The sequence below is a fragment of the Vagococcus zengguangii genome (assembly GCF_005145005.1).
In the GTDB taxonomy this organism is placed as follows: Bacteria; Bacillota; Bacilli; order Lactobacillales; family Vagococcaceae; genus Vagococcus_A; species Vagococcus_A zengguangii.
In genome coordinates, this window is sequence record NZ_CP039712.1 from 843356 (window position 1) to 867925 (window position 24570).

Consider the following 24570-nt stretch of genomic DNA (forward strand, 5'->3'; position numbering starts at 1 on the left):
GATTTTCAGTATGAAACTAGTCTTAATAGACATCGGTGGCACATCGGTCAAAACAACAATGGCCAATGAATTAGGAAACTTAGGTGAGGTAACAAGTTTTTTAACACCTCGAGCAGACTATAGACAAATGTTCAGCTTGCTTACAGAGCATCTTGAACAACATTATGCGATGGATGAGATAGAAGGCATTGCGATTTCTTCGATGGGAATCGCTCGTGGAGATGATACGATTGGTTGGCGTAGTCCCATTTATGAGGCGTTTGGCACGACGTTAGTGCCCGAACTGACTAATTATTATCAAGTGCCGGTCACTATCGAAAATGATGGCAATTGTGCGGCACTTTGTGAGTATTGGTTAGGCAACGCTCAAAACTGTTCTTCTTTTGCGACAATTGTCTTTGGGACGTCAATCGGTGGTGCGATTATTATGGATGGCAAAGTGATTCGAGGGGCTAATCGTTTAGCAGGTGAATTTGGTTATTTCATTGAAAAAGATCCGGAGAAGCAATATGAAATATGGAGTATTAGTGGTTCAACGGTCGCTTTAGTTAACAAAGTCAAGCAAGCGAATCCTCAGCTAGAAATGGCAGAATTAGATGGAAAAGTAATCATGGAATTAGTGAGCCAACAATCACCACTAGTTATGCCACATTATGAAGTGTTTATTGAACAATTAGCCATGAACATTTATAATTTACAATATATTTTAGACCCAGAAAAAATATTAATTGGCGGTGGCATTAGTGCAAGCCAGCAATTTATTGATGACACGAATCAAAAGTTACAAGAATTAACTGCTGCGATTCCTTCAAATGTCATTGAATTAGCGATTGAGCCATGTCAGTTTGGTAATGATGCGAACTTGTTAGGAGCGCTATATTGTTGGCTTGAAAAGTATGGAAATTAGGTAGCGTTCATCATTCATAATAATTATAGAAATAATAAAGCCTTGATAAAGTCGTAAGACTCAATCAAGGCTCTTTGTTTATAGCAAGGTAAAGTTTATTATGCTGATTTTAGGGGGCAGCTCTTTACCATTAAGCTTTTAAGAAAATTTCGATCACAGGTACATCAAAGGTAGTTGGTTTAACCGTTGGTAGTAACAAGACGATATCATCAGGTGAGATTTTTGTTTCAGTGCTTGTGATAACTTCTTCAGGATCAAATGTTCTAAACTTGATTTCAGAGGCATCATGCAGGAATTGAACGTAGTCTACTTTACCGGCTAAACCTTTCAAATGAATGTGTGTATATGGCCATGAATAGACGTGTAAGTATAAACGATTACCATTTTGAGTATAACGACAATCAATTGGATCAACAAAATAAGATGCGCCACAGCCAATAATCGAACGACTATGATAGGTCATCCACTCTTTGAAGTAATGTAGGACTTCTTTCGTTTCATTTGTAATAATGCCACGTGCGGTCGGTCCAATATTCATCAAGTAGTTGCCGTTTTTTGAGACAGTGTCAATCATCATTTTTAATAATAATTCTTTTGATTTCCATTCATAATTATCACGGTCATAACCCCAAGTACCATACATGGTTTGACACGCTTCCCATAAGACTGGCATGCCATCTTGAGTGAGAGGCTCCTGTGGTTGGTACTGTTCAGGCGTAATAACCCCACGATCTAAATTTAAACGATCATTAATGATTAAGTGTGGCTGTAAGTCAAAGCATAATTGTTCTAGTTTCTCGCTGTCCCAATCGTTTTTACCTTTACCTTTTGACCAACCCCAGTCACGATGAGGATAGGAGAAGTCAAACCACATATAATCAATTTTGCCGTAATTACTTAATAACTCTGTTACTTGATTGCGTAAATATTGTTGATAATTGGCCATTTTGCGTTCACTATTTTTTTCACGTTCCACTAAGTTGTCGCGTGCAGGGTGTAGACCGTCGACAATGAAGTCGGGATGATGCCAGTCAATGACTGAATGATACAAGCCAATTTTTAAACCGTATTTCCTTAAAGCTGGTAATAATTCAGCTAATAAATCACGTTTAAACTCCGTGTTGGTAATTTTGTAATCCGTATACTGAGAATCCCATAATGCAAAGCCTTCGTGATGTTTAGTGGTGAACACAACATATTTCACACCTGTTTCATAAGCTTGTTTGGCCCACTCATCGGCATCAAATAAGTCAGGATTAAAGTAATCAAAGTATTTTTTATAGTCATCTTTTTCAATTTGTTCAGTTGTCATGTACCATTCGTGGCGAGCTCCAACTGAGAATAGACCAAAATGGATGAATAAACCAAAACGATCATGTTCAAACCATTCGGTGCTTGGAAAGTTATCGGGCCAATTATAGTAAGTTGTCATTTTTATCACTCCGTTATAAATTCTGAATTTGTCATATTTGATTGTTTAATTTTCCACTCGCCATCTTCTTTCGTTAGGGTATGTAAGACTGTAGCGATGTGATTACGATATTTCTTCTTACCTTTATTAATCGTACGTTGTTGTGTTTCAATGGTCATTTCTGTATCGCTAGCTTTTTTGACTTCAAAACTTATTAAAGTATTTTCGACATCATATTCGTCAAAAAAGGGTTGTAGTTCTTTCGTGGTATCTTTTGCCGCACTACTCACAACCGTTTCTAAATAAGTGTTCATGTCTTCATTGTTGGCAGCTTCTAAGTTTTTTTCGATTAAAGTTAAAGCTTTCTTAGCTTCGTCAGTTTTAGCTTTTTTACCACGTATCGTTACTTCGTTAATAGGTTCATTGTTAGAACCAACAACTTGATTAGCTTTATTAATGTTTTGAATCAATAAGATGGCTAGTCCTATAATTGCTAAGCCGTATAATAGTTTTTTGTTCATATTTTCCTCCTATACGTCGGATAATTTACCAGGGCTTACGATAAATTGATAAAGATTTCGTCCAATAATAGCTCCTTTCTTCATTGGATAAGGGCCATCAAATGGCAATAAATCAATTTCCAATTCATCGATTGGATGACTTGTATCGTTTAGCCATAATGATAACTGGTTTTTATTCGTCGTTAATCGTTGTAATAAACCGCCATAACGGATATCTAAGACTTCCCAACCAAAGAATTTGTTTTGTGAATACCAAATGTCCTGATGGGTGGTTGCTAATTGACTGATTAGTTGATGAAGTTCCTCGATAGTGTGGACAGCTTCTGTCATTAATGAATGATCTTTTGTTTGATAGGCTGTTCTAATTTTGATACCTAGGTCAACTTTTTGATAGCAAATGTTAGCTAGGATTTTATAGAATTCAAAAATACTTGCTTGACTGGTGACGTTATCAAATGTTTTGACTAATTGTTCATAATGCGCTTTTAACGGCCATTCGTTTAAGTTCAAATCGTACATACCGCTGAATAGATCTTGGTACAAAATTAATTTACTTGCAGCAGAGGCTTCCGCGTTGTATTCCGCAACACCCGGTGTATTATCGAATAAATCAAGTAGTAAAAAGTCCTCACTGTTTTGGTTTTGCATTAGGGAAAATTGCTCGGCTAAAGCATTTTGACTAACAGTTTGATTGAATTGATGTTCTGCAAACAATTGCAGTCCTAATAAAATTGTATCAATCGGCGTTTCGGCCCCATCATCTTGCCACAGCGTCGCGTAAACAGTTTTAATGCCTTGTTCCTTACACACTGCTAGACCTTTATTGGTTGTATCAATAGACTTACTATAATTTGGTGCAATCCCATTCCAAGTCCAAATGCCACCTGCAAAAATAATGGGTTTCTGTAACGTTCGATGGGTTTTAATTAATTGTTGATAATCTTCGGTTTTATGGTTGTAGTAGTCCCAATAAACGAGAGAGACATCTGGAATATTTGCAATGATTTCTTCAGGAATGACCGCTTCTTTATCATAATAGTCGCCGGTTTTAGAACCAATTCTAAAGAACATATCACTCCACATTTGAAGATCTAGTCCTAACTCATCGGTAATTGCTTTCACTCTTGTTAGATGTTCGTTCATAATTTCAAATCGATTTTGGAAGCCGTTCTTTTTCAAATAATTGCCTAAACCTAGTGTGTGGGCTTCATCCATCCCAATATGCAATTTTTTTGTGGTAAAGCAGGACATGACAGATTTAATCGCGGATTCAAGAAATTCATACGTTTTGTCTGCCCCTACAAGTAGGATGTCTTCCGTATCCTTCATGCCATTTGCAAAATTCCATTTTAACGGATTTCGCAAATGACCTAGTACTTGGATAGAAGGGATCAATTCCACACCTAACACATTGGCGAAAGCGTCTAAATCTTTTAATTCTGCTTGGGTGTATTGACCTCGCAAATAACCGAAATAAGGGTAGTCAGGAATTGTATAGGTATCTTCCATGTAAAGCATACAATTATCAAGACCGATAAACGCACTTGTTGTCATTAATTCTTTTACTTTAGCTGGTTTTAAAACTGCATTTCTTGAGACATCAAACATTGGTCCAATCGAATCAAAAAATATATCTTCTTTAATAGACAATGATTCGTTATTACTTTTTGCTAAGTAAGTTAAACCTCTAAGAAGATGAGGGATTTTTTCAAAGCAAATCATAGTTTCTTCTTGAGTTTGAGTTACCAATAGTTTACCGCTTGTTTGTTTTAAGATAAGCTGACATCCATCTGAGTTAAATGTGATGCCTAAATAATTGGTAATCACTTGCTGTAATTCATTTGATAAATGGTAGTCACCACTTAGTTGATAGTTCTTCACAACGCCACCTCGTTTTTCTTTTTCTTCTATTGTAAAATAAGCGGGTGGTTTTGCAAGCGTTTTCCTAATTAGACATAGTCTATGATGAAATTACATATCAAAAGCATGAAAGATAACAATATAATTTGACTTGTTTACTTAGAATGTTTTGTTCATTTATCTGTTATTTATTATTTATTATTTATTATGTGCGTTTGAACGTTGTTAGAATGGCTTATTGTACAATATTTTTAGATATGGTTAAAAAACCACACATTGAATACCATTGTGATTAATCTTATGATGAAAGTGCTTACAAAAAACAAAAAGGAGTGAGGATATGGAACAAGTAGCTGTGACTGAAAAAGAAAAATCAGTCAGTAAGTTAGGGGAAAAATGGAAGTTAATAAAAAAGAATAGACAACTATATTGGTTTATACTTCCAGCCTTCTTAGTTATTTTAATTTTTTCATATATTCCAATGTACGGTATTATTATCGCCTTTAAAGACTATGTGCCTGCTTTAGGAATATGGGGAAGTCCTTGGGTAGGTTTCAAACATTTTCAACGATTCTTTGATTCCTATTATTTTTGGGATTTGCTGAAAAACACTCTCGGAATTAGTCTTTATTCTTTAATAGTAGGTTTTCCGCTACCGATCATTTTAGCCTTAGCTTTAAATGAATTAAAAGATGGAAAGTTCAAAAAAATCACACAAACCGTGACGTACGCACCAAACTTTATTTCAGTCGTAGTTATGGTTGGGATGATCGTGGCATTTTTAAACCCATCAACTGGTTTAATTAACCACGTGTTAGATTTTTTAGGTTTTGAAAGAATGGACTTTATGAGTGATCCGAAATGGTTTAAAACCGTCTATGTACTATCAGGTGTTTGGCAGTCAACCGGCTGGAGTTCAGTTATTTACTTAGCGGCACTTTCAGGTGTTGACCCAGAATTACATGAAGCAGCGGTAGTAGATGGAGCTTCACGTTTACGTCGTATTTGGCACATTAACTTACCAACGATTCGCCCAACAATGGTTATCTTGTTAATCATGAGTGTGGGTTCGATTATGTCACTTGGACATGAAAAAATCTTATTAATGCAAAATCCATTAAACTTAGAGAGTTCGAATGTTATCTCAACATTTGTGTATCAGCAAGGTTTATTAGATGCACAGTATAGTTATGCCACAGCAGTTGGTTTATTCAATTCAGTTATTAATGCCATTTTATTAATCAGTGTTAATAAAGTAGCCGATAAGTTAAATGAAACATCACTATTTTAAGAAAGGAGCAAGGAATGAATAATCGATTAGTAAAAGATACCGTAGCAGACAAAATATTTTTAAAATTTAACTTAGTCTTTTTGATTTTAGCGTTATTGATTGTGTTATATCCATTAGTTTATATCATTAGTGCATCAATCAGTGATCCTAGTACAGTTAATTCAGGTGAGATGTGGCTGCTTCCAAAAGGGATTACTATGGAAGGATATAAAACGATTTTAAATAATGACAGTATCTGGCGAGGTTATGGTAATACTATCTATTATACGGTACTGGGGACGTTAATTAATTTAGCCGTTACGTTACCGTGTGCCTATGCCTTATCCAGAAAAGATTTATATGGTAGAAACTTTTTCATGACATTTTTATTAGTCACGATGTTTATTGGTGGTGGTTTAATTCCAAGTTACTTATTAATTAAGAACTTAGGGATGTTAAATACGGTTTGGGCGATTGTCGTTCCCGGAGCGGTTTCAGTTTATAATTTAATTGTTACTAGAACGTTCTTTGAAACGACAATTCCACGAGAAATGGAAGAAGCAGCAATCATCGATGGCTGTAGTGATTTCAAAATGTTTACTAAAATTATTTTACCATTATCGATGCCAATTATCGCAGTTATGGCGTTGTTCTACGGGGTGGGTCATTGGAATAGCTACTTTAGTGCCTTGATCTATTTCTCTGATAAAGCCAAATATCCATTACAAATGGTCTTGCGTGAAATCTTAGTGTTACAAGATATGTCGTCAAACTCAATTAATGGCAATATGTCATCGGATATGGCGGAAATGATGTATAGTAAGCAACAATTAGTTCAAGTTATTAAGTATGGTATTATGATTGTGTCAACTTTACCTGTAATCGTTATCTATCCATTTTTACAAAAGTATTTCGTAAAAGGCATGATGATTGGTTCAGTGAAAGGATAAATATTAATTTATTAAGGGGGATTATATAATGAAAGTGAAAAAAATGACAAAAGTTTTATCGGGTTTATTTATTTGTTCAATGGTATTAACAGCTTGTGGCGGATCGAATGATAGTTCGTCATCGGATAAAAAAGAAAGCTCAGTTAAATTAACGACTGAAGGTTTTCCAATTGTTGAAGAAGAAACAACGTTTACTATGATGGCACCGAACGTTGGGATGGCTGAATGGAAAGACATGCCATTATTCCAAGATTATGCTGAAAAAACGGGTATTAATTTTGATTTCGTTACACCTCCATCTTCTGACTTCTCAACTAAATTAAACTTAGCATTAGCAAGTGGAGATTTACCAGATGTCATTTATGGTGCAGGTTCAGGTAGTTTAACGGATTCAATGGTCATTGAATACGGTGAACAGGGAACATTTGTTGCACTTGAAGATTTAATTGCAGATAACATGCCTAACTTTAATAAATTATTAGAAGAAAATCCTGAAATTAGAAAGTCAATTACGACACCAGATGGACATATTTATACGTTGCCGACTGTTTCAATGAATGAACCGTCAGCAATCTGGCCTCGTGGTCCAATGTGGTACCGTGGTGAATGGTTAGAAGCGTTAGATGTTAAAGAATTACCAAAAACAACTGATGAATTTTATGATTTATTAGTTAGAATGCGTGATGAAGATCCAAATGGTAATGGTAAAAAAGATGAAATTCCTTTAACTGACGTGAAAATGGAAAGCACTCGTCCATGGTTAATGGCAGCCTTTGGTTTAAAAGCATTTGGTGTTCAAGAAGATGATGGAAAAGTTACGTATGCACCAATGACAGAAAACTATAAAGGTTATTTAGAGTTTATGAATAAGTTGTACTCTGAAAAACTATTAGATCAAGAAGTGTTTAGTCAAGCAGACGAACAAAAGAAATCTAAAGGACAAAAAAATCAATTAGGTTTATTCCCAGACTGGTTCTCTTACTTTACAACTGGTAAAGATGAAAAAGGTGCACTAGAAGACCCAATGTTCCAACCATTAACCTCTGAATACTCAGAAGAAGCAGTTGTACCTAAGAGCCCAGGTATTTCACGAGGAACGTTTGCTATTACAAAAGAAGCTGAATCACCAGAAGCATTGTTAAGATGGGTAGACTACTTCTATGGACCTGAAGGAGCTTACTATATTAATAAAGGACCTGAAGGCGTATTATGGGAGTGGGCAGAAAACTCTAAAGGTGAAAAAGTTCGTGTGTATACAGATATTGTTGATACAACAAACGTTGAAGAAACTCGTGGTAAATTAACACCAGCTTATGGTTTAACTATTCCAAATATTGACTTCAAGAATACAGATGACTTAATGATTCGTAACGAAGCCGACGATGAGTTAGATACATCATTTGCTGACTTTATTGCTACAGAAACAGAATCTAAGTTAGCGCCAGCTGGTGAAGTACCAATGCCATTAATTTATCTATCTAAAGATGAAATTGATCAAATTAAAGATACACAAACTGATTTACAAACATATATTGAGCAGATGGAAGCGAAATTTATCACAGGGGTTGAACCATTATCTAACTGGGATAAATATGTGAAAACAATCGAATCAATGGGTGTTGACAAATATGTTGAAGTTTACCAACAAGCAGTTGATCGCTATAACCAAAATTAATATGTCATTTTAGGATGAAGAAAAACAAGCAGACTAGACTGCTTGTTTTTTTTTATGATTCAAACAATTAATAGCAGTTCCTGTTGTTTTTTTTGTTTATAAAACCTATAGTTATCAAGGGTTTGATTGAGGGGAAGAATGACACATTGAATACCATCATTATTTGAACTAATCTGAAAGTGCTTACAAAACAGATTAGGAGTGATGAAATGGAACAACTAGCCGTTCAAGAAAAAAATCAGAATGTTAGTCGTATGAGTGAAACGTGGAAAAAAATAAAAAAGAATAGACAATTATATTTATTTATCTTACCTGCGTTTTTAGTCATTTTAATTTTTTCTTATATTCCAATGTACGGAATTATTATTGCCTTTAAAGATTATGTGCCTGCTTTAGGAATTTGGGGTAGCCCATGGGTTGGCTTTAAACATTTTCAACGATTCTTTGATTCCTATTATTTCTGGGATTTATTAAAAAATACATTAGGTATCAGTATTTATTCATTAATTGTTGGCTTTCCATTACCGATTATTTTAGCGTTAGCTTTAAATGAATTAAAAGATGGAAAGTTCAAAAAAATCACACAAACCGTGACATACGCACCAAATTTTATTTCAGTCGTAGTTATGGTTGGGATGATCGTGGCATTTTTAAACCCATCAACTGGTTTAATTAACCACGTGTTAGATTTTTTAGGTTTTGAAAGAATGGACTTTATGAGTGATCCGAAATGGTTTAAAACCGTCTATGTACTATCAGGTGTTTGGCAGTCAACCGGATGGAGTTCAGTTATTTACTTAGCGGCACTTTCAGGTGTTGACCCAGAATTACACGAAGCAGCGGTAGTAGATGGTGCGTCACGTTTACGTCGTATTTGGCACATTAACTTGCCAACGATTCGCCCAACAATGGTTATCTTATTAATCATGAGTGTGGGTTCGATTATGTCACTTGGACATGAAAAAATCTTATTGATGCAAAATCCATTAAACTTAGAGAGTTCGAATGTTATCTCAACGTTTGTGTATCAGCAAGGTTTATTAGATGCACAGTATAGTTACGCCACAGCAGTTGGTTTATTCAACTCAGTTATTAATGCCATTTTATTAATCAGTGTTAATAAAGTAGCCGATAAGTTAAATGAAACATCTCTATTCTAAGGGGGAGAAAGAATGAATAATCGTTTAGTTAAAGACACACTAGCAGATAAAATCTTTTTAAAGTTCAACTTTGTTTTCTTACTATTAGCTTTATTAATTGTCTTATATCCGTTAGTTTATATTGTCAGCGCTTCAATTAGTGATCCAAGTTTAGTTAACTCTGGTGAAATGTGGCTATTACCTAAAGGAATTACTTGGGAAGGTTATACGACTATCTTGAACAATGATAGTATTTGGCGAGGATATGCCAATACGATTTATTATACGGTATTAGGAACAAGTATCAATTTATTGGTTACCTTACCATGTGCTTATGCTTTATCAAGAAAAGATTTATATGGACGCAGCGCTTTTATGAGCTTCTTATTAGTGACGATGTTTATTGGTGGGGGCTTAATTCCAAGTTACTTATTAATTAAGAACTTAGGAATGTTAAACACAGTTTGGGCGTTAGTTATTCCTGGAGCGGTTTCAGTTTATAACTTAATCGTTACAAGAACGTTCTTTGAAACGACGATTCCACGAGAAATGGAAGAAGCAGCAATCATTGATGGCTGTAGTGATTTCAAAATGTTCACAAGCATTATCTTACCATTATCAATGCCTATTATTGCGGTTATGGCATTATTCTATGGGGTAGGTCATTGGAATAGCTACTTTAGTGCCTTGATTTATTTATCAGATAAAGCTAAATATCCATTACAAATGGTCTTGCGTGAAATCTTAGTGTTACAAGATATGTCATCTAACTCAATCAACGGTAACATGTCATCAGACATGGCAGCGATGATGTATAGTAAACAGCAGTTAGTTCAAGTTATTAAGTACGGTATTATGATTGTTTCAACCTTACCTGTAATCGTTGTCTACCCATTCTTACAAAAGTATTTTGTAAAAGGGATGATGATTGGTTCAGTTAAAGGATAAATAAAAAAATAGGGGGAACGTTATGAAAGTCACAAAATTTGCAAAAGTCTTATCAGGTGTCATGATTAGTACGATGGTTTTAGCAGGATGTGGAGGATCAGGAGATAAAGCATCAGACAAGAAAGATGATGTGAAATTAACAGAATCAGGATTTCCAATCGTTGAAGAAGAAGTATCCTTTAAAATGATGGGACCTAATGTTGGATTGGCAGAATGGAAAGATATGCCAGTATTCCAAGAGTATGCAAAGAAAACAGGTATTAACTTTGAATTTACAACACCACCAGTAGCCGATTTTTCAACAAAATTAAATCTAGCACTTGCTAGTGGTGATTTGCCAGATGTTATTTATGCAGCTGGAAATTCTAATTTAACAGATACAATGGTTATCGAATACGGTGAACAAGGCACATTTGTTGCGCTTGAAGATTTAATTGATGAAAATATGCCGAATTTTAGTAAGATTTTAAAAGAAAATGACACAATTAGAAGATCAATTACAACACCAGACGGACATATTTATACGTTACCTTCTTTAGCAATGAATGAACCAACAGCTGTATGGCCAAGAGGACCAATGTGGTATCGTGGTGATTGGTTAGAAGCCCTAAATGTAACTGAATTACCAAAGACAACGGATGAATTTTATGATTTATTAGTTCGTATGCGTGATGAAGATCCAAACGGAAACGGACAAAAAGATGAGATTCCATTAACTGACGTAAAAATGGAAAGTACTCGCCCATGGTTAATGGCTGCCTTTGGTCTAACGAATTTTGGTGTCCAAGAACAGGATGGAAAAGTAATTTACGCACCAACTACTGAAAATTATAAAGGTTACTTAGAATTTATGAACAAACTTTATTCAGAAAAATTATTAGACCAAGAAGTCTTTAGTCAAGCTGACGAACAAAAGAAAGCTAAAGGTCAAAAAAATCAAATTGGTTTATTCCCAGATTGGTTCTCATACTTTACTACTGGTAAAGAAGAAAAAGATGCATTAAACGATCCAATGTTCCAACCGCTTACTTCTGAATATTCAAAAGAAACAGTTGTACCAATTAGTGCAGGTATTTCAAGAGGAACATTTGCCATTACTAAAGAAGCTGCATCGCCTGAAGCGTTATTAAGATGGATAGATTATTTCTATGGTGATGAGGGTGCATTCTATATTAATAAAGGACCAGAAGGCGCTTTATGGGAATGGGCAGAAAACTCTGAAGGTGAAAAGGTAAGAGTTTACACTGAGAATGTTGATTTAGCAAATGTAGAAGATACACGTGGTACAATAACACCAGCATATGGCTTAACTGTGCCAAATATTGATTACAAAAACACTGAAGATTTATATATCAGAGGTAATGCTGATGATGAGATGGATACAACCTTTACTGATTTTATTAATAGTGAAACAGAAGAAAAAATCACAGCTAATGGTCAATTGCCAATGCCATTACTTTACCTTTCAAAAGATGAAATTGATCAAATTAAAGACACACAAACTGATTTATCAACTTATATCGAACAAATGGAAGCGAAATTTATCACAGGTGTTGAACCTTTATCTAACTGGGATAAATATGTAGACACAGTAAATTCTATGGGATTAGAAAAATACTTAGAAATTTACCAAAAAGCATTAGATAACTACAACAAACAATAATTGTAAAAAGATGCGATATTTTGTCGCATCTTTTTTTTGTATTACTTATGGGTAATAAACATCCTTTTTTTAGTTTGCGTATTGTGTTATAATATAATGTGAATGTAAGCGCATTAAATATGAACGAGGTGATACAAGAATGAAAGGAATTATCGGTTTAAGTTATAATTTGGGGTTGCTTTTATGTAGAGCGGTCTATTTACAAGTATTATTTGTTATTTACTGTTTACGTGGCGGAGTTGTATTAGGTTTATTTCCTAGCTTGTATGGCATGTTCAAAGTAATTAACCAATTAATAAATGGAGATATTTCAACTTATCAGGATATGAAAGTTGCTTATAAAGAGGCTTATCGTGAGGAATTTAAAGCAAGCAATAGTGTGGGATATATTTTACTAGGGCTAGTAGCATTTTTAAGTTTTGATTTAGCTATCTCTAAACGATTTATTCAACAACCAATCATTCATGGGGCCTTATTATTATTGATGATCATGACTATTGGAACTATTTTATATTCATTCCCCGTCTTAATTAGATACAATTTAACGATTAAACAAGTGATCACACAATCTTTCTTAATGTTTATTTCTAATATTGTAGAGGCAGTGGCCATTGTTATTAGTTTTTTATTAATGCCAATTATTTTTGCTTTCTCACCGATATTAATTATTTTAGTAGGGCTGCCAGCCTTAGTGTTTATCGTTCTGTTCTTTTCAAAACAAGGAATAATAAAAACGGAAGCTAGGTTTGATAATTATGAAAATGGTTAACAAGATGAAGAGCGTTCTTAACAACAGAAAATCAATTTATCAGTATGTTGTTATTTATATTCTAATTTTTGCTATTCCTTTTCTTATTTTATCGATTATTTGGTACAACACCTCAAGGAAAAATATTCAAAATCAAATTGAAAATGGGATTGATAATTCGATGTTTCAGCTGAAAGAATATGTATCGGAAAAATTTGATGATATCGCGAATATTTCTGAAAAAATATCTGATGATGCCCGAATAACTCCATACATGATGAATCATCCGTATTATTCAAAAGAGGGGATTGCTGAAATTAATCGTTATAAAAACAGCACGCTGGTTGAAGATTTATTTATCCAATATGATGAATATCCAGATACCTTATATACCTCGACTGGGAAAATGGCGTTCAGTACCTTTATCGAAAGACGCTATGCTCACTATCAATTAGAAAAAGAAACGATTCAGCAATTATTTAATGCGAAAGTACCTGAGTTTAGTATAATCACAACGAGAAATTCGGAAGAAAGTAATGATTTGATTTGCTATACGATGCCGATTATGGATGTAAACGGTTCTAAATATGGTACTGTTTCCTATTTAATTAAGAAAAATAATTTGTTGAAAGATACTGAAAAATTAATGTTAAAGCAAAATGGTAATGTATTGATTTTTGATCAGAAGGGCCAATTGATTTTATCGTCGAATGATAGCTATTTAGAGGATCGGACGTCATTGAAAGAGCTAGCCCTTGATGAGTCAAAACAAAAAATTAAACTTGACGATAATAAATTACAAATTAATCGCCAAGTAGATAGTAAACAAAATTTGATTTTTATTGCACTGACAAATCCCCGTGAATCATTTGATGAAATCGCTCAAATTCATTACCGAACAGTCGGGGCAGTACTCCTTCTTTTTGTAGGGAGCGTCGCTTTAATTTATACGACGAGTAAGAAGCAGTACCAACCCATTAAGAAAATCGAGAAAATATTGGCAAGTAAGTTGGATATTGCTAATAATGATAATCGCCAAGTCCCACTAGATCAATTGCAACAAAGTTTAGTTGAATATTTTGAAACTAACGAAACATTGATTGAAGAAATAAAATCGCAAACCCCTTATGCACGCGATAAGATTGTTGGTAAATTACTTCAAGGTGATTTTGAAAGTGTTGAAGAAATTGAAATGCTACTGCGCGCTGTTACAATCGAATTATATGATAAAAACTACTTTGTAATGATTCTGAGTACTGAGTTTGCTTATGAGGAAATTACCGATACGGTTGAAACTTATATCATGAACAAGGTTGATGTTTTTTATAACAAAGATTATCAAATTTTTGGTACTAAGCTTGTATCAGCTAAAGCTATTGCGTTGATTTGTAGTACGGCAAATGAAATCGATAATTGGTCGACTAATTTAATCGTCGATGAAATTTATCAGTCATTACTAAATGACTTACAAATCGCAATGAATATTGGTATCGGAACAGTGGTTGCTAATTTAAACGACATTAATAAGTCATACATCGAAGCGATGGCGGTTATCGATTATCAAAAGCACTTTGATCTAGAAAATACGATTATCCATTTTAGCGATATTAAAGAAAATGAAAAAAGTTCTAAGCCATTTCAACCTGAGGAACAATTAAAATTAATGCAAAGTTTGAATGAAGGTAATTTTGTAGTCGCACAAGAAGTAATCAATACACTCATCAATGATTTTGCAAGTAAGCAATCATCTGTAAATAGCATGAAACTATTCGGTTACAACTTACTTAATACGATTATTAAGTCAGGTGTGGAGTTATGTGATGATAGTTTTTATCAACTAGGTGAACAATTATCAGGCTTTGATTCATTAGTAGAATTACGTGTCAATAGCTTATCCTTGGCTGAAAAAATTTGCATCCAGATTGCAAACAAACCAAAAAATAATATTTTAAAACAAGAGATTTTTGATTATATCAACGAGCACTATTCGTCTCCAGATTTATCATTAGAAAGTGTCGCAGAAGAATTTGATTTATCGGTTTCATATATTAGTCGCTTTATTAAGAAAGAAAGTGACCGTACGTTCTCTAAATATATTCAAGATTTACGATTAGAAAAGATTAAACAACAACTGGTTGAAACTGATAAACCAATTAAAGAAATTGTTCAGGAAAATGGCTATTACGATGTCTCTAATTATACGCGGAAATTTAAAAATATTATGGGTGTAACACCAGGGCAATATCGTAAGATTCAAAGACATGAATATGAATAGGATGAGTATTAAGGAAAGTAAGTGATGCCACTTACTTTCCTTTTTATATTTGAATAAGCACTTCGCGTTATCAGAAACTATGTAATCATTTCATGATATGTATATTATGGATTAGCGGGAAACCTATTGACTATTACCTATTAAATTACATAAAATCAAACTAAAGAAAGCGCTTATATTGCGTTAATGGAGGGAATTTATGTTTGATTTAGAAAATTCACAAAAACAATTTTATCAATTAAATCGTTTGGCAGTTAAGGATAGATTAGTCTTGAAAAAGGCTACAATAACTGAAGAAAATGTCCAACAAGATTATCAGTTCGGCACATTTTTTGGTAAAAAAAATCATTACTACACGATTGAAACATGTTTTACGATTCCAAAGGATTGGTCGTATGATCGTTGTGAATTATTTATTTATTCTGATTTGTCAGAGTCAGATAATAGTACGAACCCACAAATTAAAGTGTATCTAAATGACCATTTTGTTCAAGCAGTAGATACTAATCATCACGAACTATTGTTGGATGATGCCTATATTGGAGTGGAAACTTCCTTACGATTAGAAATTTTTAGTGGACGTGAAGAAAAACAATTTCCAATCCATGTGGAATGTCGTCGGATTGATCAAGCCATTCGTGATTTATTTTATGATGTCCAAGTTGCTTGGTCATCTTGGAAACTTGTTCAGGCTGATCCAGAGCTAAACTTAATCTACAAAAAAGCCATCAAATCCGCTTTAAAACAAGTGCCGTTGTTTGATGCTTATAGCGAAGAGTTTTATCTAGGCATCAAAGCCGCTAAAGAAATTTTACGCCAAGAGTTATACGAAAGTGAACAATTAAAACACTTAGGAACGGTTGTCGGTGTCGGTCATACGCATATTGATTTAGCCTGGTTATGGACGGTTCAGCAGGCAATTGAAAAAGGTGAGCGTAGTTATACAACCGTGATGAAATTGATGGATGAATACCCAGATTATACATTCTTCCAAAGTCAGCCTCAAATGTATCAATTTATCAAAAATAATTACCCTGAGCTTTATGAGCTGATTAAAGAAAAAATCGCAGAAGGACGTTGGGAAATCGACGGTGGTATGTGGGTTGAGGCTGATTGTAATATGACTTCAGGTGAATCTTTAGTTCGTCAAATTTTACATGGAAAAAAATTTATCAAAGATGAATTTAATAAAGACAGTAAAATTTTATGGTTACCTGATGTCTTTGGCTATACAGCTGCTTTACCTCAATTATTAAAGAAATCGGGTATTGATTACTTTATGACGACTAAATTATCATGGAATCAATCCAATAAAATTCCTTATGATTCATTTTATTGGAAAGGGATTGATGGTAGTGAAGTCTTAACGCATTTTATTACCACAGTGAGTGAAGGTTACCAGCCACGACCATACTATACAACTTATAACGGCATGTTGGATCCTTATACTGTCAAAGGCAGTTGGGAAAGATACCAACAGAAAGATTTAAATGATGAAGTATTAATTGCTTACGGATATGGTGATGGGGGCGGTGGACCAACAAGAGACATGTTGGAGACGGCTAAACGTTTAGAAAATGGTTTGCCAGGTATTCCGAAAGTTAAAATGGGTCATGCGTTATCATATTTTGATTCACTAAAACAAGCCATGGATCAAGCAGAGGTCGTTCCAAAATGGATGGGTGAATTATACTTTGAATATCACCGTGGAACGTATACGTCTATTGGTAAAAATAAGAAGGCTAATCGTCAATTAGAGACGTTGTTGCAATCTGTCGAGAAATATTATGCCCATTTAGGTGAAGCGCTTCCTAAAGAGACTATGACAGAACTTTGGCAATTATTATTATTGAATCAGTTTCATGATATTTTACCAGGTAGTTCGATTAAAGAAGTCTATGATCAAACGGATTTAGATTATGAGATGATTCAAAACCAAGCAGAAAGTTTATTATCACAAACCATAACAACTAAGGGTTCTGACTATTTCGTGTTTAATCCACTAGCTAAAAAACGTGATCTTAAAGTAAAATTGCCACTGCCACTAGGTCAACGTCCCGTTAGCGAAACGCATCAATTGAAATGGCAACGAATAGATGAAAATCAGGTATTGGTAGAAATTAAAGAGGTTGCTAGTTTGGCCGCAGTTAAAATGGCTGTCGCACCGTTTGAAGAGGAGCAACTTGCTTCAACGTCTGAGTTTGTCACTAAGCAATTGGAAACACCGTATTACACAGTGACGTTTGATGAACAGTATCAAATTATTTCATTAATTGATAAACAACAGCGACGAGAAATTTTGCCAGCTGGAAAAGTGTTAAATGAGCTGATTGCTTATGAGGATATTCCCATGGATTATGATGCCTGGGATATTGATCCTTACTATAAGGAAAAAGCTTGGTCAGTAGCGAATGTTTCAAATGTTGAATTAATTGAAAAAGGTGACGTTAGACAAACGTTAGTTATCACGCGTCAATTTAAACAATCGACTATTACGCAAGCTATTCATTTTTATCATGATTCAGCACGGATTGATTTTGAAACGGATTTAGACTGGCATCAAAAACAAATGTTATTGAAAGCGCAGTTTCCGGTTGAGGTTAACTCGCTTAAAGCAACTTTTGATATTCAATTTGGTAATGTCGAGCGTGATATTCATGAGAACACTTCATGGGATAAAGCCCGTTTTGAAGTTTACGGTCAAAAATGGGTCGACATTTCAGAAGGTGATTATGGTGTAGCCGTGTTATCAAATGCGAAATATGGCTTTAACGTAGACTATCAAAACATTGGGATTACGTTAGTTAAATCAGCAATCGATCCATATGATGGCGCGGATCAAGGACATCAACATTTTATTTATTCATTGATGCCACATACAGGCGATTGGAAACAAGCCCCTGTTATGGAAGAAGCTTTAGATTTAAATACACCAGCTCTTGTGTTAAATCAAGTGGTTGTTGATGGGACGCATTTTGCTAGTATGGAAGCATCGTTTGTGACGTGCGAATTAGATAATGTACTGATTGATACCATTAAGCCAGCCGAAGATGGTAAAGGGTATATTATCCGTCTGTATGAATTTAAAAACAAACGTACTGAGGCAGCGTTAACGTTTGCTCGTGAATTGAAAACTGTACAATTATGTGATCTATTAGAGAATCCAATAGAAGACTTAGTACATACTGAACATTCAGTTACCGTACCACTGAAGCCTTATGAAGTTCAAACGTTAAAAATATTTTTTTAGAAAAGGAACGTAACCATGATTGATGAACTTATTAAAAAAATGACGTTGAAAGAAAAAATTGGTCAATTAAATCAGCGTTTATACGGTTGGCAAGCGTATGAGAAAGTTGATGGAGAAATTCACCTGACTGATTTATTCAAAGAAGAAGTCAAAAAATATGATGGGATGGGCTGTTTATATGGTGTTTTTAGATCGGATCCATGGTCGGGGAAAAACACTGAAACAGGGCTAACAAAACAAGAAGCATTCCAAGTAGCGCAATTAATTCAGACTTATATTAAAGAAAATACTCGCTTAGGGATTCCAGTTTTATTATCAGAGGAGGCGCCTCATGGCCATCAAGCATTAGATTCTTTAACGACACCCGTTAATTACACAGTAGGAAATAGTTTTAATCCTGAACTTTATCAGCAAATGCAAACGCACGTCGCACGTGAATTACGTGAAAAAGGGGCACATCTAGCGTTGGTTTCAACGTTAGACGTTGCTCGTGATCCGCGTTGGGGCAGAACGGAAGAAAGTTTTAGTGAAGACCCCTATTTAACGGGAGAATTCACAAAAGCAGCTGTCAAAGGGTTACAAGGTGATCACCCTAAACAAGTTGGTGAAGAACAAGTCGTGGCCGTTTTAAAACATTTTGCCGGACAAGGGTCGTCAATTGGTGGGCATAATGCTGCGCCAATCGAAATTGGTGAACGCGAGTTAAAAGAAATCCACTTACAACCTATGAGAGCAGGTATTTCAGTAGGGGCTCAAATGTGTATGGCGGCTTATAACGATTACAACGGTATTCCTTGTCATGCGAATAGCTATTTGTTAAATGAGTTATTGCGTCAGGAATTAGGTTTTGAAGGGGCGGTCATGTCTGATGGCTGTGCTTTAGACCATTTGGAAACAATTACTGGTTCAAAAGCTGAAGGGGCGGCTTGGGCATTAGCTAGTGGCATTGATATCGGCTTATGGGATGATATGTATGGACATTTGGAAGAAGCGGTTGAACAAGGATTATTAAGTGAAAGTGTCATTGATCAAGCTGTTCGCCGTGTTTTATCAGTTAAGGACTCTTTAGGTTTATTTACTAATCCTACGCCTAAAGTTGAGGTTAAAGATGAAGAAAGTAAACAAGCGTTAGCTATTCGTTTAGCTGAAGAATCGGTGGTGCTTCTTAAAAATGAACAAGCCACTTTACCGCTTAATAAAAATATTAAACACATCGCTGTTATCGGTCCAAACGCAGATGCTTTATATAATCAATTAGGTGACTATACGCCATTCAAACGGTCACAAGCGGGTGTTACAATTAGGCAAGGCATTGAAACCATAGCGCAAGAAAGTGGCATGACAGTTACCTATTTCCCAGGCAGTTTGATTGAGTCACCGCTTGCAGAAAATTTTGGTTTTTCATTAACCGACTTAGCTGAAGTCGAGCATATTGTCATGGTGATTGGTGGTTCTAGTGCGCGTGATTTCGACACCCAATTTGATGCAAATGGTGCGGCACTTAATGGCTCAAAGGAAATGAACAGTGGTGAAAATATTGATTTAGCTTCACTTGAATTACCATTGATTCAAAAGCAATTAATCGCCTATGTTGCTAAACTCGGCAAACCAATGACAGCTGTATTAGTGCAAGGACGACCACATAGCATTAGCGACGTATTGCCGTATTTTGACAGTATTGTGTTGGCTGGTTACCCAGGGGAGTACGGTGGTACAGCAGTTGCTAATGTATTATTTGGCAAAATAACTCCTTCTGGAAAATTAGCGATGCCTATTCCTAAAAGTTCAGAGCAATTACCTGTTAACTACAATTATCGTGATTTACCTTTTAAGAAAGATTATTTTAATGATTCCGGGTTACCAGCGTTTCCTTTTGGCTTTGGTTTATCATACAGCGATTTCAGGTTAAGTAATCTCTCGGTTAATTGCGAAGGAAGTGTTGATTATCCGCTAATTATTCGCGGTGATATTGAAAATGTTGGTCAATACCGAGCAGCCGAAGTGATTCAAGTGTATCTTAAAAGTTTAAATAAACGAGTAGTCACTAGAGTGAAAGAATTACGTGGCTTTAAAAAAATCTGGTTAGAGCCTGGGGAAAAACAAGCCTTTGAAATAAAGTTAAGTCAACAACAATTAGCTGAATATGATGCTCAAATGCATTATGTCCCAATGAAAGAAGCTAATATTATTATTGAAACAACAAGCGATACACATCAAGAATTAATAAAACTAACTGAAGAGGTGTAATTAATTATGGAAAAACAATTTCCAAAAGGATTTTTATGGGGAGCAGCTGCATCAGCGCCACAAACAGAAGGAGCAGCTTTAATTGACGGTAAGAGTCCCTCTACTTGGGATAAATGGTTTGAATTAGAACCAGAATTATTTTATAACGGGGTTGGACCGGAACATACGTCTAATACCTACCATATGTACAAAGAAGATGTTCATTTGATGAAAGAGATGTCTTTAAATTCTTATCGTACCTCGATTGCGTGGACAAGATTGTTGCCAGATGGTGAAACAGTCAACCCTAAAGCAGTTGAATTTTATCGTAATTATTTCAATGAAATGGTTGCTAATGGGGTTGAGCCGATTATTAATTTATTCCATTTTGATATGCCATGGTGGTTAATGGAAAAAGGTGGTTGGGAAGCGCGTGAATCGGTTGATAAATTTGCCTACTATGCAAAAGTCGCTTTTGAACAATTTGGCGACATCGTGAAGAAATGGGCAACGTTTAATGAACCATTAGTTCATATTGAGTGTGGTTATATGGGAGATGCGCACTATCCTAAAGTTCACGATTTCAAACGAGCGATTCAAGTCGCTTATCACACGTTATTAGCTCATGCTAAAGCGGTTGAAGCCTTTAAAGAAGTTGGAATTGAAGACGGTGAAATCGGGATTATTTTAAATCTGTCACCTGCTTATGCTAAAAGTGAGGAAGAAGCTGATCAAGCTGCCGCTTTTCATGCCGATTTATTCTATATTAGAAGCTTCTTAGATACTGTTGTCAAAGGTTATTTCCCAGAAGAGTTGATTGCAATATTAAAAGAACATCAATTAACACCAGTTGTTGAAGAAGGGGACCGTCAAATTTTTGAAGATAATACGGTTGATTTCTTAGGGGTTAACTATTACCAACCATTACGCGTGCAAGCGCCGCTGCCACAAGAATTTCCAGCAAAAGGCGTGGGCTATTTCTCAAGATACTATGACTGGCCGGATAAAGTCATCAATCCTCATCGCGGTTGGGAAATTTATGAACAAGGGATTTATGACATTGCGATGCGTGTTAAGGAAGATTACCATAATATTAAATGGTTTATTTCTGAAAACGGGATGGGTGTTTCGGAAGAAGAACGTTTCTTTGATGAAAATGGGCAAGTGCAAGATGACTATCGAATTGAATTTGTGACGAATCACTTAACCAAATTACATCAAGCTATTGAAGATGGTTCTAATTGTTTCGGTTATCATATGTGGACGTTTTTAGACTGTTGGTCATGGTTAAATGCTTATAAAAATCGTTATGGCTATTACCGTGTCGATTTAGATGATGCGTTTAAACGTACGGCTAAGAAAAGTAGCCATTGGATGAAAGAATTAAGTGAAACTAATCGTTTAGTCATTCCAGACTAGAAGGGAGAAGTTTTGAAAAAAATTGACATTAAATCCATCATCGATCAAACGTTTGAGACGTTTTTAAATGATTTAGAAAAATTATTAGTCATCCCTAGTGTAAGAGGGGATGCTAAACCTGAGGCTCCTTTTGGTCAAGCGCCAAAAGAAGCCTTGCTAAAGGTGAATGAGATTGCTGAATCTTATGGTTTTACAACGCAATTAATCGGGAATTGTGTCACGATGATTGCAATGGATGACACACCAATTGAGGAGTCATTTGGAATTGTTGGGCATTTAGATGTTGTTGCAGCAGGTGAAGGTTGGGATTATCCAGCCTATGGGTTAACAATCGATAACGGTCGCCTATTTGGTCGTGGCGTTTTGGATAATAAAGGCCCAGCATTTGCTTGTCTATTTGCTATGAAACTCGTAAACAATTTAGGTTTACCGCTTAAACATTCGGTTAAAATCTTATTCGGGTCTGATGAAGAGTCTGGTTCAAGTGACATTGCGTTGTTTTTAAAAGAGTCAAAAGCTCCAAAGTTTTCATTTACTCCAGATTGTAAATATCCAGCAGTTTATGCTGAAAGAGGCATGCTTCGTCTGGCGTTGAAGACGTCTTTTGAGCCTGGTCAGTTAGCAGAACTTTCAGAGATTCGTGGTGAGCAACATCCGTCTTTTATTCCGTCTAATTTATCAGCCACCATCAATCAGGTGGAGGTGAAGGGAAATGGCAAAAAAGCTCCTTCAAATGCCCCAGAAGTAGGGAATAATGCAATTTTTAGATTGATGGAAGCAATCAAGCAACAGGTACATGAACCTAGATTACTAGCGTATTTAGATTGGGCGATTTCATCGATGGCGCATCAACATCAAGGGGAAGGCTTAGGAATTGCTTTTTCAGACGAAGAAAGTGGTACCTTACAATTAAGTCCATTTGAGTTTCAAAAGCAAGACAATCAGTTGTTGTTGAAATTATCCATCCGTTATCCGGTAACAGTTACTAAACATCAAATTCTTGAAAAATTACAAGAACAGTTATTTGAAGGAACTGAATTAGTCGTTGAGCGTGTATTAGACAGTCATTATATAGACCCCACCAATGAATATGTTATCGCCCTTAATGATGTATACAACACAGTGATGAATGATAATGTAAGCCCTGTCACCACTACAGGTGCAACATACGCTCGTTTTATACCGAATACAATTGCGTTTGGTCCGTCGTTCCCTGGACAAAAAGGCATTGCCCATAACGCGAATGAATATATGGACATTAAAGACATGAAGAAAAACATTGAAATTTATTTTTACAGTATATTAGCCTTAGCTGGCGTAGGAGGAAAGATGTAATGAAACCATGGGGAGCAATCGCTACATGGCGCATGGCACATGATGGCGTGTTAGCAGCCAAAGAATTGATACATCAACAAGCAAGTGCGGAACTAGCTTGTGAAACTTTAATTAAAAAAGTTGAGGATTATCCTTTTTATAAATCAGTGGGCTATGGTGGTTTGCCGAATGAACTAGGGGTGCTTGAGATGGATGCAGCCTTTATGAATGGAGACACGATGGCTTTTGGTGGTGTCGCATCAATTCAAGATATTAAAAATCCGATTAGTGTGGCTCGTTTATTAAGTAAGGAAAAATTCAATTCTTTTAGAGTCGGTGAAGGGGCGCGTGAATTTGCTTTATCACAAGGATTAGAAGAAAAAACAATGTTAACCAATCGTGCAAAACGTATTTGGGAAAAGCGTGTCGAAGAAATAGAAGAGCATCAGCTAGATCCTTATGATGGGCACGATACGGTCGGAGCAGTAACCCTAGATTTAAATGGCTCAATGGTTGCTGGTACGTCAAGTTCTGGTTTATTTATGAAGAAAAAAGGACGCGTTGGTGACTCACCGTTTTCTGGTTCGGGCTTATATGTCGATAGTGAAATTGGTGGTGCCAGTGCCACTGGCTTAGGTGAGGACTTAATGAAAGGTTGTTTATCTTATGAAATAGTCCGTCTAATGGGAGAAGGGTTATCACCACAAGATGCGTGTGATAAAGCTGTCTATGCGTTTGACCAAAAATTAAAAGAACGATACGGCAAAGCTGGGGCAATGTCATTGGTTGCTTTGAATAATCAAGGGGAGTGGGGCGTCGCAACGAATGTTGAATTTACTTTTAGTGTTGCAACTTCGACAACTGAACCAACGATTTATATCGCTTATCCAGGGCCTAATCAAACAACTGACATTAGTGAAGTCACACCCGAATGGCTAGAAGCTTATCAGAATAGAATAACAGCACCTATTGATTAATAGGTGCTGTTCATAGT

Annotated in this window: 17 protein-coding genes; 14 read left to right on the forward strand and 3 right to left on the reverse strand. The window is 35.6% G+C overall.

The window, feature by feature from the left end:
* The first annotated feature begins 10 nt into the window (after positions 1-10).
* Positions 11-907, forward strand: coding sequence for an ROK family protein (locus FA707_RS04030; RefSeq protein WP_136953015.1), 897 nt, complete (start codon positions 11-13; stop codon positions 905-907).
* Positions 908-1037: 130 nt separating this feature from the next.
* Here the strand turns inward: FA707_RS04030 and FA707_RS04035 are convergent, their stop codons facing one another.
* The 3 genes from FA707_RS04035 to FA707_RS04045 are packed head-to-tail and all read right to left on the reverse strand — an operon-like array spanning position 1038 to position 4720.
* Positions 1038-2339: an alpha-L-fucosidase gene (locus FA707_RS04035; protein ID WP_136953016.1), complete on the reverse strand. Its 1302-nt coding sequence runs from the start codon at positions 2337-2339 to the stop codon at positions 1038-1040.
* A 5-nt stretch (positions 2340-2344) separates the two neighbouring features.
* Positions 2345-2839 carry a hypothetical protein gene (locus tag FA707_RS04040; RefSeq protein ID WP_136953017.1) on the reverse strand — a complete coding sequence of 165 codons (495 nt, stop codon included), beginning with the start codon at positions 2837-2839 and terminating at the stop codon, positions 2345-2347.
* A gap of 9 nt (positions 2840-2848) precedes the next feature.
* Complete coding sequence (locus FA707_RS04045) at positions 2849-4720, reverse strand: beta-N-acetylhexosaminidase (RefSeq protein WP_136953018.1); 1872 nt, start codon at positions 4718-4720, stop codon at positions 2849-2851.
* 319 nt (positions 4721-5039) lie between these two features.
* Between FA707_RS04045 and FA707_RS04050 the strand changes: the two genes are divergently transcribed.
* The 13 genes from FA707_RS04050 to FA707_RS04110 all read left to right on the forward strand — a co-directional run bounded on the left by FA707_RS04050 (position 5040) and on the right by FA707_RS04110 (position 24553).
* Positions 5040-5990, forward strand: coding sequence for an ABC transporter permease (locus FA707_RS04050; RefSeq protein WP_136953019.1), 951 nt, complete (start codon positions 5040-5042; stop codon positions 5988-5990).
* 14 nt (positions 5991-6004) lie between these two features.
* Positions 6005-6919 carry a carbohydrate ABC transporter permease gene (locus FA707_RS04055; RefSeq protein WP_136953020.1) on the forward strand — a complete coding sequence of 305 codons (915 nt, stop codon included), beginning with the start codon at positions 6005-6007 and terminating at the stop codon, positions 6917-6919.
* Between the two features lie 28 nt (positions 6920-6947).
* Positions 6948-8594: an extracellular solute-binding protein gene (locus tag FA707_RS04060; protein ID WP_136953021.1), complete on the forward strand. Its 1647-nt coding sequence runs from the start codon at positions 6948-6950 to the stop codon at positions 8592-8594.
* 254 nt (positions 8595-8848) lie between these two features.
* Positions 8849-9754 carry an ABC transporter permease gene (locus FA707_RS04065; protein ID WP_246032358.1) on the forward strand — a complete coding sequence of 302 codons (906 nt, stop codon included), beginning with the start codon at positions 8849-8851 and terminating at the stop codon, positions 9752-9754.
* Between the two features lie 12 nt (positions 9755-9766).
* The gene (locus tag FA707_RS04070; RefSeq protein WP_136953023.1) at positions 9767-10681 is read left to right on the forward strand and encodes a carbohydrate ABC transporter permease; all 915 of its coding nucleotides are present in this window, start codon (positions 9767-9769) and stop codon (positions 10679-10681) included.
* A gap of 22 nt (positions 10682-10703) precedes the next feature.
* A complete protein-coding gene (locus FA707_RS04075; RefSeq protein ID WP_136953024.1) occupies positions 10704-12344 on the forward strand; it encodes an extracellular solute-binding protein in 1641 nt (546 codons plus the stop codon).
* A 139-nt stretch (positions 12345-12483) separates the two neighbouring features.
* Positions 12484-13113: a YesL family protein gene (locus FA707_RS04080; protein ID WP_136953025.1), complete on the forward strand. Its 630-nt coding sequence runs from the start codon at positions 12484-12486 to the stop codon at positions 13111-13113.
* A complete protein-coding gene (locus FA707_RS04085; RefSeq protein ID WP_136953026.1) occupies positions 13100-15367 on the forward strand; it encodes a helix-turn-helix domain-containing protein in 2268 nt (755 codons plus the stop codon). The genes FA707_RS04080 and FA707_RS04085 overlap by 14 nt, the downstream gene beginning before the upstream one ends.
* A 199-nt stretch (positions 15368-15566) precedes the next feature.
* Positions 15567-18617 (forward strand): alpha-mannosidase, encoded by a 3051-nt coding sequence (locus FA707_RS04090; protein ID WP_136953027.1) that lies wholly within the window; start codon positions 15567-15569, stop codon positions 18615-18617.
* Positions 18618-18632: 15 nt separating this feature from the next.
* A complete protein-coding gene (locus FA707_RS04095) occupies positions 18633-20864 on the forward strand; it encodes a glycoside hydrolase family 3 N-terminal domain-containing protein (RefSeq protein ID WP_136953028.1) in 2232 nt (743 codons plus the stop codon).
* Between the two features lie 6 nt (positions 20865-20870).
* Positions 20871-22262, forward strand: a complete 1392-nt coding sequence (locus tag FA707_RS04100; RefSeq protein ID WP_136953029.1) for a glycoside hydrolase family 1 protein — start codon at positions 20871-20873, stop codon at positions 22260-22262.
* Between the two features lie 12 nt (positions 22263-22274).
* Complete coding sequence (locus FA707_RS04105) at positions 22275-23597, forward strand: Sapep family Mn(2+)-dependent dipeptidase (protein ID WP_136953030.1); 1323 nt, start codon at positions 22275-22277, stop codon at positions 23595-23597.
* Entirely contained in the window at positions 23597-24553 is a 957-nt protein-coding gene (locus tag FA707_RS04110; RefSeq protein WP_136953031.1) for a glycosylasparaginase, read from the forward strand. Before FA707_RS04105 ends, FA707_RS04110 begins: the two co-directional genes overlap by 1 nt.
* The last annotated feature ends 17 nt before the right edge of the window (positions 24554-24570 follow it).

What these genes read in the sequence shown, in the direction of transcription:
- FA707_RS04055 (WP_136953020.1), top strand. Translation starts at nt 6,005, where the DNA reads ATGAATAATCGATTAGTAAAAGATACCGTAGCAGACAAAATATTTTTA.
- FA707_RS04065 (WP_246032358.1), top strand. Translation starts at nt 8,849, where the DNA reads ATGAGTGAAACGTGGAAAAAAATAAAAAAGAATAGACAATTATATTTA.
- FA707_RS04040 (WP_136953017.1), bottom strand. Translation starts at nt 2,839, where the DNA reads ATGAACAAAAAACTATTATACGGCTTAGCAATTATAGGACTAGCCATC.
- FA707_RS04050 (WP_136953019.1), top strand. Translation starts at nt 5,040, where the DNA reads ATGGAACAAGTAGCTGTGACTGAAAAAGAAAAATCAGTCAGTAAGTTA.
- FA707_RS04080 (WP_136953025.1), top strand. Translation starts at nt 12,484, where the DNA reads ATGAAAGGAATTATCGGTTTAAGTTATAATTTGGGGTTGCTTTTATGT.
- FA707_RS04085 (WP_136953026.1), top strand. Translation starts at nt 13,100, where the DNA reads ATGAAAATGGTTAACAAGATGAAGAGCGTTCTTAACAACAGAAAATCA.
- FA707_RS04110 (WP_136953031.1), top strand. Translation starts at nt 23,597, where the DNA reads ATGAAACCATGGGGAGCAATCGCTACATGGCGCATGGCACATGATGGC.
- FA707_RS04030 (WP_136953015.1), top strand. Translation starts at nt 11, where the DNA reads ATGAAACTAGTCTTAATAGACATCGGTGGCACATCGGTCAAAACAACA.
- FA707_RS04035 (WP_136953016.1), bottom strand. Translation starts at nt 2,339, where the DNA reads ATGACAACTTACTATAATTGGCCCGATAACTTTCCAAGCACCGAATGG.
- FA707_RS04095 (WP_136953028.1), top strand. Translation starts at nt 18,633, where the DNA reads ATGATTGATGAACTTATTAAAAAAATGACGTTGAAAGAAAAAATTGGT.
- FA707_RS04100 (WP_136953029.1), top strand. Translation starts at nt 20,871, where the DNA reads ATGGAAAAACAATTTCCAAAAGGATTTTTATGGGGAGCAGCTGCATCA.
- FA707_RS04090 (WP_136953027.1), top strand. Translation starts at nt 15,567, where the DNA reads ATGTTTGATTTAGAAAATTCACAAAAACAATTTTATCAATTAAATCGT.
- FA707_RS04060 (WP_136953021.1), top strand. Translation starts at nt 6,948, where the DNA reads ATGAAAGTGAAAAAAATGACAAAAGTTTTATCGGGTTTATTTATTTGT.
- FA707_RS04070 (WP_136953023.1), top strand. Translation starts at nt 9,767, where the DNA reads ATGAATAATCGTTTAGTTAAAGACACACTAGCAGATAAAATCTTTTTA.
- FA707_RS04075 (WP_136953024.1), top strand. Translation starts at nt 10,704, where the DNA reads ATGAAAGTCACAAAATTTGCAAAAGTCTTATCAGGTGTCATGATTAGT.